The following is a 13,490-nucleotide window of genomic DNA, read 5'->3' on the forward strand; positions in this document are numbered from 1 at the left end:
ATCTTCTTCAATTTCCATGTCGAAACGCCATGATGGCGCAACGGCTTTCCACTCGTCCTGCCCTTCAGTTACTTCACAGCCCAGACGTTTCAGGATGTCGGTTACCTGCGCATCGGCAACGTGGTGACCAATCAAGCGATCCAGCTTGCTGCGGCGCAGGGTGATGGTCGCACGCTTCGGCAGCGTCGCTTCGTTGGTGACGTCGATAACCGGGCCCGCTTCACCGCCGCAGATGTCGATCAGCAGGCGGGTCGCACGTTCCATCGCTTTATACTGCAGAGCAGGGTCAACGCCGCGCTCGTAGCGGTGAGAGGCATCAGTATGCAGGCCGTGACGGCGTGCGCGACCGGTGATGGAGAGCGGGCTGAAGAACGCGCATTCCAGCAGGACGTTTTGCGTCTCGTCGTTGACGCCTGAGTGCTCGCCACCGAAGATACCGCCCATTGCCAGCGCTTTGCTGTGGTCAGCAATCACCAGGGTGTCGGCGTTCAGTTTCGCTTCGCTGCCGTCAAGCAGAACCAGGGTTTCGCCCTCTTTCGCCATGCGCACAACGATGCCGCCGTCGATACGGTCTTTATCAAACGCGTGCATTGGCTGGCCCAGCTCCAGCAGAACGTAGTTGGTCACGTCGACCACTGCGTCGATTGAGCGAATACCGCAGCGGCGCAGCTTCTCTTTCATCCACAGCGGGGTTGGCGCTTTCACGTTGATGCCTTTCACGACGCGACCGAGGTAGCGCGGGCAAGCATCCGCAGCGTCAACCTGAATAGGCAGCACGTCACTGATGGTCGCTTCAACCGACGCGATTTCCGGCGCGTTCAGTTCTGTCTGGTTGAGCACGGCCACGTCGCGCGCCACGCCGATGATACCTAAGCAGTCGGCACGGTTTGGCGTGACGCTGATTTCAATGGTGTTGTCATCAAGCTTCAGGTATTCACGGATATCGGTGCCGATTGGCGCATCCAGCGGCAGCTCAATGATACCGTTGTGGTCGTCGGAAATGCCCAGCTCGGAGAAGGAGCACAGCATGCCTTCAGACGGCTCGCCGCGCAGCTTAGCCGCTTTAATTTTGAAATCGCCCGGCAGCACTGCACCGACGGTCGCCACGGCCACCTTCAGGCCCTGACGGCAGTTTGGCGCACCGCAGACGATATCCAGCAGACGGTCACCGCCCACGTTTACTTTTGTTACGCGCAGTTTGTCAGCGTTAGGGTGCTGACCGCATTCGACTACTTCGCCGACGACCACGCCGTTGAAGGCTCCGGAAACCGGCTCAACACCGTCCACTTCCAGACCCGCCATGGTGATCTGGTTAGAAAGCGCGTCGCTGTCCAGCGTGGTGTTCACCCACTCGCGTAACCACAGTTCACTGAATTTCATTGTTCTGTCCTGCCCTTATTTAAACTGTTTGAGGAAACGCAGATCGTTTTCGAAGAATGCACGTAAGTCGGTCACGCCGTAGCGCAGCATAGTCAGACGCTCCATGCCCATGCCGAAGGCAAAGCCGGAGTAAACTTCTGGATCGATACCCACGTTGCGCAGCACGTTTGGATGCACCATGCCGCAGCCCAGCACTTCCAGCCATTTGCCGTTTTTACCCATCACGTCAACTTCCGCAGACGGTTCGGTGAACGGGAAGTAGGATGGGCGGAAACGAACCTGCAGATCTTCCTCAAAGAAGTTGTTCAGGAAATCGTGCAGCGTGCCCTTCAGGTTGGTGAAGCTAATGTTTTTATCAACAATCAGACCTTCCATCTGGTGGAACATTGGAGTGTGGGTCTGATCGTAGTCGTTACGATAGACGCGGCCCGGCGCGATAATGCGGATTGGCGGCTCCTGATCCTTCATGGTACGGATCTGAACGCCGGAGGTCTGAGTACGCAGCAGACGCGTAGCGTCGAACCAGAAAGTGTCGTGGTCAGCGCGTGCCGGATGATGGCCAGGAATATTCAGGGCGTCGAAGTTATGGTAATCATCTTCGATTTCCGGGCCAGTCGCCACGGTAAAGCCGAGCTCACCGAAGAAACTTTCAATGCGATCGATGGTGCGGGTAACCGGATGCAGACCACCGTTTTCGATACGGCGACCCGGCAGAGAAACGTCGATCGTCTCTGCGGCCAGACGCGCATTCAGCACCGCGCTTTCCAGCTCGGCTTTGCGCGCGTTCAGCGCCTGCTGTACCTGCTCTTTGGCTTCGTTAATCACCGCACCCGCTGCCGGGCGTTCTTCTGCCGGCAGCTCACGCAGGGTTGTCATCTGAAGGGTCAGGTGCCCTTTCTTCCCAAGATATTCGACGCGGACATTGTCTAACGCGGCAACATCTGAGGCCTGATTAATGGCGGCTGTTGCACTGGCAACCAGCTCTGCGAGATGTGACATGATTTTCCTCATTATGTCGGTGCAGACACCGATTTGGTGGAGTTATTCTCTCAAATTCAGGCACAAAAAAAGCCTCCATCGGGAGGCTTATCTGGCGCTGTTTTTCGTTTCATCTTTCACGCGCTAGCCTCCTGAAATCAGGTGCTAAAGTAAAAGAAGAAGCGGAAAATAGCAGCATTCATGCTTGCGTTACCTTGTCTGGTAAAAACCGTTAAGACCTTATTGAAAAGCCTGGACGGATAAATGTCAATCTTCTGATGGTGTTAAATGAAAAGAGGGAGCAAAGCCCCCTCTTTCAACTGGCTTATGCCAGTGCTGCTTTCGCTTTTTCGACCAGAGCGGTGAACGCTACTTTGTCGAATACTGCGATGTCAGCCAGGATCTTACGGTCGATTTCAACAGAAGCTTTTTTCAGGCCGTTGATGAATTTGCTGTAAGAAATACCGTTCTGACGTGCTGCTGCGTTGATACGCGCAATCCACAGTTGACGGAACTGACGCTTACGCTGACGACGGTCACGGTAAGCGTACTGACCTGCTTTGATAACAGCCTGGAAGGCAACGCGGTAAACGCGTGAACGCGCACCGTAGTAGCCTTTAGCTTGTTTCAAAATTTTCTTGTGACGTGCACGTGCAATTACACCACGTTTTACGCGAGCCATATGTGCTCTCCTGTATCTATATTCTTAGTAAAAAAATTAAACGTTAACGGCTTATGCGTACGGCAGGCACGCGATAACCAGACCCAGATCGCCTTTAGAAACGAGGCCTTTTGGACGCAGGTGACGTTTACGCTTAGTAGATTTTTTGGTCAGAATATGACGCAGGTTTGCGTGCTTACGCTTAAATCCACCACCACCGGTTTTTTTGAAGCGCTTAGCAGCACCGCGTACGGTCTTAATTTTTGGCATCTTAATAACTTCCACTTCGCATTGTTAAATAAACGAAACATAGGCGAACAAAACCTATGAAACCCGAAGGCTCCACAGGTTTTGCTGCTTGAAGGCCTTACTGTTTCTTCTTAGGAGCGAGCACCATGATCATCTGGCGGCCTTCGATCTTCGTAGGGAAGGATTCGACTACTGCCAGTTCACTCAGATCGTCACGGACGCGGTTAAGCACTTCCATACCAATCTGTTGGTGGGCCATCTCACGACCGCGGAAACGCAGTGTGATCTTGGCCTTATCGCCATCTTCCAGAAAGCGAATCAGGCTGCGGAGTTTTACCTGATAATCGCCATCGTCGGTACCAGGACGGAATTTGATTTCCTTAACCTGGATAACTTTTTGCTTTTTCTTCTGTTCCTTAGAAGACTTACTCTTTTCATAAAGGAACTTGCCGTAGTCCATGATACGACAAACTGGCGGTTCGGCGTTAGGGCTGATTTCAACTAAATCTACTCCAGCTTCTTCAGCTTTTTCGATCGCTTCTCTCAGACTCACAATCCCCAGTGGTTCACCTTCAAGATCTGTTAAGCGAACTTCCTGGGCGCGAATCTCGCCATTGATACGATTCGGACGTGCCGTTTGAACTCGTTTTCCGCCTTTAATACCTTATTCCTCCAGTTGTTGAAGACTGCGGCTGCGAATCTCTTGTTGCAGCTTCTCAATCACTTCACTTACGTCCAGGCTGCCCAGGTCTTTACCACGGCGGGTGCGAACGGCAACTTTGCCTGCTTCCACCTCTTTATCACCACAGACCAACATATACGGGACACGACGTAAAGTGTGCTCGCGGATTTTAAAGCCAATCTTCTCATTTCTCAAGTCTGCTTTTACGCGAATGCCCGCATTTTGTAGTTTCTGCGTCAATTCTTTAACGTAATCTGCCTGAGAATCGGTAATGTTCATCACCACGACCTGCACTGGCGCAAGCCAGGTTGGGAAGAAGCCTGCGAACTCTTCGGTCAGGATGCCGATGAAGCGCTCCAGAGAACCGAGAATTGCACGGTGAATCATTACCGGTACCTGACGCTCGTTGTCTTCGCCAACATAAGAGGCGCTTAAACGCTGCGGCAGGGAGAAGTCCAGCTGTACAGTACCGCACTGCCATGCGCGATCGAGGCAGTCATACAGGGTAAATTCAATTTTCGGACCGTAGAATGCACCCTCGCCCAGCTGGTATTCGAACGGAATGCCGTTCTCTTCCAGCGCCACGGCGAGATCCGCTTCTGCGCGATCCCATGTCTCATCGCTACCGATACGTTTTTCCGGACGCGTTGAGAGTTTGACGACGATCTTCTCGAAGCCAAAGGTGCTGTACATATCGTAGACCATACGAATACAGGCGTTAACTTCGTCACGAACCTGATCTTCAGTACAGAAGATATGCGCGTCATCCTGAGTAAAGCCACGAACACGCATCAGACCGTGCAGCGCACCTGATGGCTCGTTACGGTGGCAGCTACCGAACTCCGCCATACGCAGCGGCAGGTCGCGGTAGGATTTCAGACCCTGGTTGAAGATCTGAACGTGGCCCGGGCAGTTCATTGGCTTGATGCAGTATTCACGGTTCTCAGACGAGGTGGTGAACATCGCATCTTTGTAGTTGTCCCAGTGGCCGGTTTTTTCCCACAGCACACGGTCCATCATGAACGGGCCTTTCACTTCCTGATACTGGTACTCTTTCAGCTTAGAGCGTACGAAAGTTTCCAGTTCACGGAAGATAGTCCAGCCGTCGTTATGCCAGAACACCATACCCGGCGCTTCTTCCTGCATGTGGTACAGGTCAAGCTGCTTACCGATTTTACGGTGGTCACGCTTCGCCGCCTCTTCCAGGCGCAGCAAGTATGCGTTCAGGGCTTTTTTATCAGCCCACGCGGTACCATAAATACGCTGCAACATTTTGTTGTTGCTGTCGCCACGCCAGTAGGCGCCCGCGATCTTCATCAGCTTAAAGTGATGACAGAAGCGCATGTTCGGCACGTGCGGTCCACGGCACATGTCGACGTATTCTTCGTGATGGTACAAGCCAGGCTTGTCATCATGCGAAATGTTTTCGTCAAGAATAGAGACCTTGTAGCTCTCGCCGCGCTTCACGAAGGTTTCACGCGCTTCGTGCCAGCTGACTTTCTTCTTGATGACGTCATAGTTCGTTTCGGCGAGCTCGTGCATGCGTTTTTCGAGCGCATCGATATCTTCCTGAGTCAGGGTGTGGTCAAGGTCAACGTCATAGTAGAAACCGTTGTCGATAACCGGACCGATCGCCATTTTGGTGTTTGGCCACAGCTGTTTGATGGCATGGCCTAACAGGTGCGCGCAGGAGTGACGAATGATCTCCAGACCTTCTTCGTCTTTCGCAGTGATGATTGCAAGCGTCGCATCGTTTTCGATCAGATCGGAAGCATCCACCAGCTCACCGTTAACGCGGCCAGCGATAGTCGCTTTCGCGAGACCAGGACCAATGTCCAGGGCTACATCCATTGGGCTAACAGCACGGTCGAAATGGCGTTGGCTGCCATCAGGAAGAGTAATTACAGGCATTTTATATCCTTATTTGCAGTGATGCCCCACACATAAGAGCATATACAAAGAAAATAATCGTGATTTGACAATAGATTACGACACCATCTGACCAACAATCGTCAAATTGGTTCGTCATCATTCACCAGCCGAATTCAGATTAATGTGGATTTACGGCAAGCGACGTAATGTTAACACTAACGGAAAGGAGATTGCACCCTCTGCGGCCAGATTGATGGGCTGGCGCTTTCGCACGAATTTGCAGGTTGCTTCTCCCCTGCGCTCGCATTTCGAAGATGCTGGGCTACTCTTGAACAGGTCTTTAAACCCAAAGGTGCATACCATGAACGTATCCAGCAGAACGGTTGTGATATTGAATGTCCTTTCCGCCACAGGTTTATTGTTGATTCTCGCCGAACGATTCCACTGGTTCTGAGCCGAACCCTGCGCTGGCATAACCCAATCGAATCTGAGAAGGGGCATATTTCGGCCCTGTTTGGTAGACTGTGGGTATCAACCAATAAGGATTAGGTTATGCCAACTAAACGATTTGCCGTAAAACACTGGAAAATGGTGCTGGTGCTGATTGCCATCTGCGGCGCAATGCTGCTACTCCGTTGGGCGGCAATGATTTGGGGCTAGGGCGAAGACAGGTCATCAGAAGGGACGTCAAAAAACCGCAGACAATAAACGGGCCGACATTATCATCGGCCCGCTTTTATTACATTCTATAACCCAGTGAAACCGTGGTTCTGCGGTCGGTATGATCCGGCGCAGATTCTGGTGGTGAAGAGTTCCAGGTCACGTTGTAGGCGACTTTCAGGCCAAAGTGTTCGTTGATAGCCACGTTCAGCGCCGTCTCAGAGTTCAGCGTCGTGTCGTCGGCACCAAATACAGAAACACCCTGGGTAAATTTGGTGTTGTCAGTCATCTGCCAGGCATAGGTACCGGAAGCGTAACCGAGCGGTTGGGTTTTGGTATCGCCATTGGTGTACTCGTCATAACGCACACCAGGACCGAATTCAAAACGGAGGCTGTGTACCGGACCGTTCAGGAACTGGCGACCATAACCGGCGGTGAACACATCGCGCTGGCGATAACCGTTGTAACGGTCAGTTAACCAGCTTGCCTGTCCAAACAGGTAGTCATAGTCGGTCATGTTGTAACGGCTACGTCCGCCTACCGCATATTTCTCAGAAGAACGTTCGTCATTAGCGGAAGTGTTGCTGGCATTACCCCACAGAGACCAGGCGGTGGTGTTGCCGTACCAGGTAAGCGTACTGTCCGCCGTCAGAGAAGAGCTTTTCGTGTTACCGGATTGTGCCAGGTACCCGGCGTTCAGGTTACCTTCAAAAGGTTTTTTCGCGGTGGAAGGATCGTCCATGACAGTAAAAACGGTATCATCAGCGGTCGCGTTCATAGCCGCAAACACGCCACCCGCAAGCATCAGTGCAGCGGGCACTGTCTTTAAAAGCTTCATTTTATTAAGGAGTCCGTACAACAAAAAAAGAGACCACACGGTCCCGGAATCTTTCTTGAGGATCAATGACAAGGCGTCCAGAGAAAGGTAACAAATTATAAAAAGCCGCAAATAACATAGCAATGTTTTCTTATTTCATTTTTTGAATAAGAACGATCTCAAAAAGCGTTTTATTTTATATATCCCCCGCCTCAATTTTTGTCAGTATTCATATTTAAAATCATACTGTTATTTACATTGCCTTCCTGACAAATGGTGCCAGGCTAATAAGAGCCCATGCTAAAAGGAGGTAATGATGGTTTCTATTTATACTCTGACGCTCTCCCCTTCCCTGGATTCCGCCACCCTGACGCCGCAGATTTACCCGGAAGGTAAATTGCGCTGTAGCGCCCCGGTCTTTGAGCCCGGCGGCGGCGGGATCAACGTGGCGCGCGCCATTACACATCTCGGCGGCAAAGCCACGGCAATTTTTCCCGCAGGCGGTGCCACCGGTGAACACCTGGTCTCTCTGCTGGCCGATGAACAGGTGGCCGTTGAAACCGTTGAGGCCAAAGACTGGACGCGGCAAAACCTGCATGTCCACGTGGGATCCAGCGGCGAGCAGTACCGTTTTGTCATGCCGGGCGCGAAACTCAGCGATGACGAGTTTCGTCAGCTTGAAGAGAAAGTGCTGACGATAGAGAGCGGCGCGCTGCTGGTGATAAGCGGCAGCCTGCCGCCCGGCGTAAGCGCGGAAAAATTGACGGCGCTGATTCAGGCGGCGCAGCAACGCGGCATCCGCTGCATTGTCGACAGCAGCGGCGAGGCCCTGCAGGCGGCCCTGGTACCGGGCAATCTGGAGCTGGTCAAACCCAACCAGAAAGAGTTAAGCGCGCTGGTCAACCGCGAGCTGACGCAGCCTGACGATGTGCGCACCGCCGCGCAGGAGCTGGTGCGCAGCGGCAAAGCGCGGCGCGTAGTCGTCTCCCTTGGCCCTCAGGGGGCGCTGGCAGTCGATGAATCGTCGTCCGTTCAGGTTGTCCCACCGCCGATGAAGAGCCAGAGCACGGTTGGCGCGGGCGATAGCATGGTGGGCGCGATGACGCTAAAGCTGGCGCAGGGTGCGTCTCTGCTCGAAATGACACGCTACGGCGTGGCGGCGGGTAGCGCCGCCACCATCAACCAGGGCACGCGTCTCTGTTCGCTTGCCGATACGCAAAAAATCGTCGATTACCTGTCCCGAAATTAACGCCTTTTCCCCTTCGTCTTTACGGAGGGGAATGTCCTCTCTGAGTCGCCAAACGCAAACTATCGACTATGCTAAGAAAATTTCCATGATAACAATGAGGTGAATTATGAGCAGTGGTGACATCACACGCTACGTCGTGACCATCAACCTTCATGAAGCATCGCTGACCGAGCTGAATGAGCTCAACAATGCTTTCACCCGGGCTAATTTTCTCCTCACCCTGACGGATGACGAGGGCAATATTCATGATTTAGGCACCCTGACATTTGGTCTGATCGGCGCCCTGAGCCAGGAAGAGGTTCATGCGCTGGCCGCCAGTCTGGTGGAGAGCGTGACCGATAAGCCTGCCGAGATTGACGTGGATACCTGGGAAAGCTGGTGGAAAAAAGAACAATAAGTGCGCTGTATGAATTTAAACCGCTCAGGTGTGCGTTAGTTCGTATTTTTTTACCGCCATTATGCGCTAACTTTATGATCTGGCAGACAACATGGGAGAGACAACATGTGGCAGGCTATCAGTCATCTTTTACGTGAGCAGCTGGGTGAAGGTGAAATTGAACTGCGTAACGAACTGCCAGGCGGTGAAATCCACGCCGCGTGGCATTTACGCTACGCAGGGCGCGATCTTTTCGTTAAGTGCGATGAGCGAGAGCTGCTTCCGATATTTACCGCCGAAGCCGACCAGCTGGAGCTGTTGTCGCGCAGTAAAACGGTGACGGTCCCGCAGGTTCTGGCCGTGGGGAGCGACCGCGACTACAGCTTCCTGGTGATGGAGTATCTCCCCGCCCGGCCGCTGGATGCCCATAATGCGTTCATCCTCGGCCAACAGCTAGCGCGCCTGCATCAATGGAGTGACCAGCCGCAGTTTGGTCTCGACTTTGACAACGATCTCTCCACCACGCCACAGCCCAATGCCTGGCAGCGTCGCTGGTCGACATTTTTTGCCGAGCAGCGCATTGGCTGGCAGCTTGAGCTGGCCGCCGAAAAAGGACTGGAATTTGGCAATATCGACGCCATCGTCGAGCACGTTCAACAGCGTCTGGCATCCCACCAGCCTCAGGCGTCGCTGCTTCACGGCGATTTGTGGTCCAATAACTGCGCGCTGGGTCCCAACGGCCCGTACATCTTTGACCCGGCCTGCTACTGGGGTGACAGAGAGTGCGATCTAGCCATGCTGCCGCTTCATCCTGAGCAGCCGCCGCAAATATACGACGGATACCAGTCTGTTTCCCCCCTGCCGCCCGGTTTCCTCGACCGCCAGCCGGTGTATCAGCTTTATACGCTGATGAACCGTGCCATTCTTTTTGGCGGAGAACACCTTGTTAACGCGCAGCGGGCACTCGAGCGTATGCTTGCCGCCTGAGAAGAGAAAGGGTGGCCTTGCCGCCACCCTTATCGCTTACAGAAAACCGAGCAGTGAGAAGAAGAAGTATCCCGCCACAATGATAATCACGGGAAGGATATAGAGCGGGAAAATTTGCAGGAAAATGGTGTGACGCGGCACAACGATGCGGGATTCAATCTGCTCCCGACTCATTCCTTCCGGGCCTTTGGCCTGCTCCAGAATCAACTGATCCTCAACGCCCTCGCGTAAAAAGCGCGTCTGGCGACTCATTCTCGCACCAGAGGCCTGCAGTGCCAGCGCGACAAAGATCAGGGCATATATCACCCAAAAGCCGATATTCAGCTGTTGATGAAAATCCGGGGTGGGTGAGTTAAACCAGAAGACATTCAAAAATGGCGTATTAAAACGCATCATCTCAATCATGACATGGGCGAAATCAAGCATTACCGCATTGATACCCGGCTGTTTTTCGCTGTGGTCGTACATAAATTTGAGTACAGAAATCAGCGTAGAAATGACGGCAGGAATAAAAATCACCCAGCCAGCAATACGTTTTAAGACCGCAATGCGTCCAGCTTGTTGATACGTCATCAGTTCCTCTTCATAAAGACGCGTTATTTGTGCCTAAGTCTACCTGCTGACCATCAATTTCGCCCGCTCTTTAAAAGCAATATGCTAAATTGCAGTGTGTGCTTAGCACGTATCGTCTGTCGAACACCCTGGATAAGGAGACGTTGTGATGTCGACACCGCGCCAAATTCTTGCCGCAATTTTTGACATGGATGGATTACTGATCGATTCCGAACCGCTGTGGGATCGCGCCGAACTGGACGTTATGGCCAGCCTGGGCGTGGATATCAGCCGCCGTAATGAACTTCCCGATACGCTGGGCCTGCGCATCGATATGGTGGTTGACCTGTGGTTTGCCCAACAGCCTTGGGTAGGTCCCAATCGCGATGAGGTGACCGCACGCATTATCAGCCGCGCCATTTCGCTGGTGGAAGAGAACAGGCCGCTGCTGCCCGGCGTACGTGAGGCCGTCGCGCTTTGTAAAGCCCAGGGGCTGAAGGTCGGACTGGCCTCGGCTTCACCGCTGCATATGCTGGAAAAAGTGCTGACGATGTTTGAACTGCGCGACAGCTTCGACGCGCTGGCGTCCGCTGAGAAATTGCCTTACAGCAAGCCGCACCCGCAGGTCTATCTGGACTGCGCCGCTAAGCTCGGCCTGGATCCCCTCAACTGCGTTGCGCTGGAAGATTCCGTTAACGGTATGGTGGCGTCGAAGGCTGCACGGATGCGCTCCATTGTGGTGCCCGCAGAAGAAGGCCGTCACGACCCCCGGTTTGCCCTTGCCGATGTGAAGCTTAATTCACTGGCAGAACTGACGGCGCATCACCTGCAGGGCGGTTAACGCCCTTCTCTGGTTTGTGACAAACAGTTACACCGTCACCTCTTCCGCCTACTGTATAAAAACCCTATACTGTATGAATTGACAGTTTTGTGGGTTTTATCATGACGGCGGAAGGCCACCTGCTTTTTTCTATTGCGTGCGCGGTATTTGCCAAAAACGCTGAACTCACCCCCGTGCTGGCACAGGGGGACTGGTGGCATATTGTCCCTTCCGCCGTATTGACCTGTCTGCTGCCCGACATTGACCATCCCAAATCTTTCCTCGGACAGCGCCTGAAGTGGGTGTCGAAACCCATCGCCCGCGCGTTCGGCCACCGGGGGTTTACGCACAGCCTGCTGGCCGTGTTTGGCCTGCTGACGCTTTTCTATTTAAAAGTGCCCGAAAGCTGGATAGTCCCCGCCGATGCCATCCAGGGGATGGTGCTGGGCTATTTAAGCCATATTCTCGCCGATATGCTGACGCCTGCGGGCGTACCGCTGCTTTGGCCCTGCCGCTGGCGTTTCCGTTTTCCGATCCTCGCACCGCAGAAAGGCAACCAGCTAGAGCGGGTGTTGTGCATGGCGCTGTTTGCTTACGCCGTCTGGATGCCGCAAACCTTGCCCGAAAATAGTGCAGTTCGCTGGTCATCCCAGATGATTAATTCGCTGCAATTTCAGTTCAATCGCTTTATTCATCACCAGATTGAACAGTAAACCGACAAAATTATCCCATTTGTCATAAACCATTCCATTTGGATATAAGCGCTACATCACACTTCTGCTAACCTTCCGCCAACAGGATCGGTAAAAACCGACCCAATAATAAATCAGGAGAACGGGGATGAATTTTCCACTCATCGCGAACGTCGTTGTGTTCGCTGTATTGCTATTGCTTCTCGCGCAGGCGCGCCACAAACAGTGGAGCCTGGCGAAAAAGGTGCTGGTTGGTCTGGCCATGGGTGTCGTATTTGGTCTGGCATTACAGGCAATTTATGGCTCCGATAATCCAGTTCTGAAAGATTCCATTCAGTGGTTCAACATCGTCGGTAACGGCTATGTTCAGCTGCTGCAGATGATCGTTATGCCGCTGGTGTTCGCCTCTATTCTGAGCGCCGTTGCTCGCCTGCATAACGCGACTCAGCTGGGAAAAATCAGCTTCCTGACCATTGGTACGCTGCTGTTCACCACGCTGATTGCCGCGCTGGTGGGTGTGCTGGTCACTAACCTGTTTGGCCTGACCGCAGAAGGTCTGGTTCAGGGTACCGCTGAAACGGCGCGTCTGACCGCGATTCAGACCAACTACGTTGGGAAAGTGGCTGACCTGACCGTGCCGCAGATGGTGCTCTCCTTCATTCCGAAGAACCCGTTTGCTGACCTGACCGGTGCGAGCCCAACCTCGATCATCAGCGTGGTTATTTTCGCCGCGTTCCTGGGCGTAGCGGCGCTGAAGCTTCTGAAAGACGATGCGCCAAAAGGCGAACGCGTGCTGACCGCAATTGACACCCTGCAAAGCTGGGTGATGAAGCTGGTCCGTCTGGTCATGCAGCTCACTCCTTACGGCGTGCTGGCGCTGATGACCAAAGTGGTTGCCGGTTCTAACCTGCAGGACATCATTAAGCTGGGCAGCTTCGTTGTCGCCTCTTATCTGGGCCTGGGCATTATGTTCGTGGTGCACGGCATCCTGCTGGGCGTGAACGGCGTCAGCCCGCTGAAATACTTCCGTAAGGTCTGGCCGGTGCTGACCTTTGCCTTCACCAGCCGTTCCAGCGCCGCATCTATTCCGCTGAACGTGGAAGCGCAAACCCGTCGTCTGGGCGTGCCTGAATCTATCGCCAGCTTCTCTGCCTCCTTTGGTGCCACCATCGGTCAGAACGGCTGTGCGGGTCTGTACCCGGCGATGCTGGCGGTAATGGTTGCTCCTACAGTCGGCATCAACCCGCTGGATCCGGTCTGGATCGCCACGCTGGTCGGGATTGTCACCGTAAGCTCCGCAGGCGTTGCGGGTGTTGGCGGCGGCGCAACCTTCGCCGCGCTGATTGTGCTGCCCGCGCTGGGCCTGCCCGTGACGCTGGTCGCGCTGCTGATCTCCGTTGAGCCGCTGATCGACATGGGCCGTACCGCGCTGAACGTAAGCGGCTCCATGACCGCCGGTACGCTGACCAGCCAGTGGCTGAAGCAGACCGACAAAGCGATTCTGGAAAGTGAAGA

General features: G+C 53.7%; 17 protein-coding genes and 1 other annotated feature. Of the genes, 8 read left to right on the plus strand and 9 right to left on the minus strand.

Annotated features, from left to right (window positions below; translation table 11 throughout):
- From pheT to thrS, 7 genes are all read right to left on the minus strand, one after another.
- Positions 1–1,380, minus strand: a 1,380-nt coding sequence (gene pheT / locus DEO48_RS03785; RefSeq protein ID WP_109844411.1) for a phenylalanine--tRNA ligase subunit beta, incomplete at its 3' end; no start/stop codon positions are given.
- A 15-nt stretch (positions 1,381–1,395) separates the two neighbouring features.
- Positions 1,396–2,379 (minus strand): phenylalanine--tRNA ligase subunit alpha, encoded by a 984-nt coding sequence (gene pheS / locus DEO48_RS03790; protein WP_033145275.1) that lies wholly within the window; start codon positions 2,377–2,379, stop codon positions 1,396–1,398.
- Positions 2,380–2,441: 62 nt separating this feature from the next.
- Positions 2,442–2,566, minus strand: a sequence feature (Phe leader region).
- Positions 2,517–2,561: a pheST operon leader peptide PheM gene (gene pheM, locus DEO48_RS26705; RefSeq protein ID WP_001386830.1), complete on the minus strand. Its 45-nt coding sequence runs from the start codon at positions 2,559–2,561 to the stop codon at positions 2,517–2,519. (Overlaps the previous feature by 45 nt.)
- 117 nt (positions 2,567–2,683) lie before the next feature.
- Positions 2,684–3,040 carry a 50S ribosomal protein L20 gene (gene rplT / locus DEO48_RS03795; protein WP_000124850.1) on the minus strand — a complete coding sequence of 119 codons (357 nt, stop codon included), beginning with the start codon at positions 3,038–3,040 and terminating at the stop codon, positions 2,684–2,686.
- Between the two features lie 51 nt (positions 3,041–3,091).
- On the minus strand, positions 3,092–3,289 hold the full coding sequence (gene rpmI / locus DEO48_RS03800) for a 50S ribosomal protein L35 (protein WP_003030583.1): 198 nt from the start codon (positions 3,287–3,289) through the stop codon (positions 3,092–3,094).
- 97 nt (positions 3,290–3,386) lie between these two features.
- A complete protein-coding gene (gene infC, locus DEO48_RS03805; RefSeq protein ID WP_014069901.1) occupies positions 3,387–3,929 on the minus strand; it encodes a translation initiation factor IF-3 in 543 nt (180 codons plus the stop codon).
- Between the two features lie 3 nt (positions 3,930–3,932).
- Positions 3,933–5,861 carry a threonine--tRNA ligase gene (gene thrS / locus DEO48_RS03810; protein ID WP_008500657.1) on the minus strand — a complete coding sequence of 643 codons (1,929 nt, stop codon included), beginning with the start codon at positions 5,859–5,861 and terminating at the stop codon, positions 3,933–3,935.
- 322 nt (positions 5,862–6,183) lie between these two features.
- Between thrS and yncL the strand changes: the two genes are divergently transcribed.
- Together yncL and yniD are read left to right on the plus strand one after the other, a co-directional pair.
- On the plus strand, positions 6,184–6,276 hold the full coding sequence (gene yncL / locus DEO48_RS03815; RefSeq protein ID WP_071886547.1) for a stress response membrane protein YncL: 93 nt from the start codon (positions 6,184–6,186) through the stop codon (positions 6,274–6,276).
- Positions 6,277–6,374: 98 nt separating this feature from the next.
- Positions 6,375–6,482: a small membrane protein YniD gene (yniD, locus tag DEO48_RS03820; RefSeq protein ID WP_008500658.1), complete on the plus strand. Its 108-nt coding sequence runs from the start codon at positions 6,375–6,377 to the stop codon at positions 6,480–6,482.
- Between the two features lie 79 nt (positions 6,483–6,561).
- Here the strand turns inward: yniD and DEO48_RS03825 are convergent, their stop codons facing one another.
- Positions 6,562–7,320 carry a YdiY family protein gene (locus tag DEO48_RS03825; RefSeq protein WP_029740435.1) on the minus strand — a complete coding sequence of 253 codons (759 nt, stop codon included), beginning with the start codon at positions 7,318–7,320 and terminating at the stop codon, positions 6,562–6,564.
- A 295-nt stretch (positions 7,321–7,615) separates the two neighbouring features.
- Between DEO48_RS03825 and pfkB the strand changes: the two genes are divergently transcribed.
- The 3 genes from pfkB (at position 7,616) to DEO48_RS03840 (ending at position 9,911) form a co-directional block, all read left to right on the plus strand.
- Positions 7,616–8,548: a 6-phosphofructokinase II gene (gene pfkB, locus DEO48_RS03830; protein WP_109844412.1), complete on the plus strand. Its 933-nt coding sequence runs from the start codon at positions 7,616–7,618 to the stop codon at positions 8,546–8,548.
- 106 nt (positions 8,549–8,654) lie between these two features.
- Complete coding sequence (ghoS, locus tag DEO48_RS03835) at positions 8,655–8,945, plus strand: type V toxin-antitoxin system endoribonuclease antitoxin GhoS (protein WP_109844413.1); 291 nt, start codon at positions 8,655–8,657, stop codon at positions 8,943–8,945.
- 105 nt (positions 8,946–9,050) lie between these two features.
- Positions 9,051–9,911, plus strand: a complete 861-nt coding sequence (locus DEO48_RS03840) for a fructosamine kinase family protein (protein WP_029740438.1) — start codon at positions 9,051–9,053, stop codon at positions 9,909–9,911.
- Positions 9,912–9,947: 36 nt separating this feature from the next.
- On the opposite strand, the gene DEO48_RS03845 is transcribed toward DEO48_RS03840, so the two are convergent.
- The gene (locus DEO48_RS03845) at positions 9,948–10,484 is read right to left on the minus strand and encodes a YniB family protein (protein ID WP_023311291.1); all 537 of its coding nucleotides are present in this window, start codon (positions 10,482–10,484) and stop codon (positions 9,948–9,950) included.
- A gap of 148 nt (positions 10,485–10,632) precedes the next feature.
- On the opposite strand from DEO48_RS03845, the gene hxpB reads away from it, so the two are divergent.
- The 3 genes from hxpB to DEO48_RS03860 all read left to right on the plus strand — a co-directional run.
- Positions 10,633–11,304, plus strand: coding sequence for a hexitol phosphatase HxpB (gene hxpB, locus DEO48_RS03850; RefSeq protein ID WP_033145270.1), 672 nt, complete (start codon positions 10,633–10,635; stop codon positions 11,302–11,304).
- Between the two features lie 101 nt (positions 11,305–11,405).
- A complete protein-coding gene (locus tag DEO48_RS03855; RefSeq protein WP_014883483.1) occupies positions 11,406–11,996 on the plus strand; it encodes a metal-dependent hydrolase in 591 nt (196 codons plus the stop codon).
- 127 nt (positions 11,997–12,123) lie between these two features.
- Positions 12,124–13,490, plus strand: a 1,367-nt coding sequence (locus DEO48_RS03860; RefSeq protein WP_109844414.1) for an L-cystine transporter, incomplete at its 3' end; no start/stop codon positions are given.

It is taken from the genome of Enterobacter sp. CGMCC 5087 (assembly GCF_003144775.1).
GTDB classification, from domain to species: Bacteria; Pseudomonadota; Gammaproteobacteria; order Enterobacterales; family Enterobacteriaceae; genus Enterobacter; species Enterobacter cloacae_M.

Excerpts from the sequence above, each read along its gene's own strand:
- DEO48_RS03855 (WP_014883483.1), top strand. The coding sequence starts at position 11,406 with ATGACGGCGGAAGGCCACCTGCTTTTTTCTATTGCGTGCGCGGTATTT.
- yncL (WP_071886547.1), top strand. The coding sequence starts at position 6,184 with ATGAACGTATCCAGCAGAACGGTTGTGATATTGAATGTCCTTTCCGCC.
- pfkB (WP_109844412.1), top strand. The coding sequence starts at position 7,616 with ATGGTTTCTATTTATACTCTGACGCTCTCCCCTTCCCTGGATTCCGCC.
- ghoS (WP_109844413.1), top strand. The coding sequence starts at position 8,655 with ATGAGCAGTGGTGACATCACACGCTACGTCGTGACCATCAACCTTCAT.
- rplT (WP_000124850.1), bottom strand. The coding sequence starts at position 3,040 with ATGGCTCGCGTAAAACGTGGTGTAATTGCACGTGCACGTCACAAGAAA.
- DEO48_RS03825 (WP_029740435.1), bottom strand. The coding sequence starts at position 7,320 with ATGAAGCTTTTAAAGACAGTGCCCGCTGCACTGATGCTTGCGGGTGGC.
- hxpB (WP_033145270.1), top strand. The coding sequence starts at position 10,633 with ATGTCGACACCGCGCCAAATTCTTGCCGCAATTTTTGACATGGATGGA.
- DEO48_RS03845 (WP_023311291.1), bottom strand. The coding sequence starts at position 10,484 with ATGACGTATCAACAAGCTGGACGCATTGCGGTCTTAAAACGTATTGCT.
- thrS (WP_008500657.1), bottom strand. The coding sequence starts at position 5,861 with ATGCCTGTAATTACTCTTCCTGATGGCAGCCAACGCCATTTCGACCGT.
- pheS (WP_033145275.1), bottom strand. The coding sequence starts at position 2,379 with ATGTCACATCTCGCAGAGCTGGTTGCCAGTGCAACAGCCGCCATTAAT.
- DEO48_RS03840 (WP_029740438.1), top strand. The coding sequence starts at position 9,051 with ATGTGGCAGGCTATCAGTCATCTTTTACGTGAGCAGCTGGGTGAAGGT.
- rpmI (WP_003030583.1), bottom strand. The coding sequence starts at position 3,289 with ATGCCAAAAATTAAGACCGTACGCGGTGCTGCTAAGCGCTTCAAAAAA.
- yniD (WP_008500658.1), top strand. The coding sequence starts at position 6,375 with ATGCCAACTAAACGATTTGCCGTAAAACACTGGAAAATGGTGCTGGTG.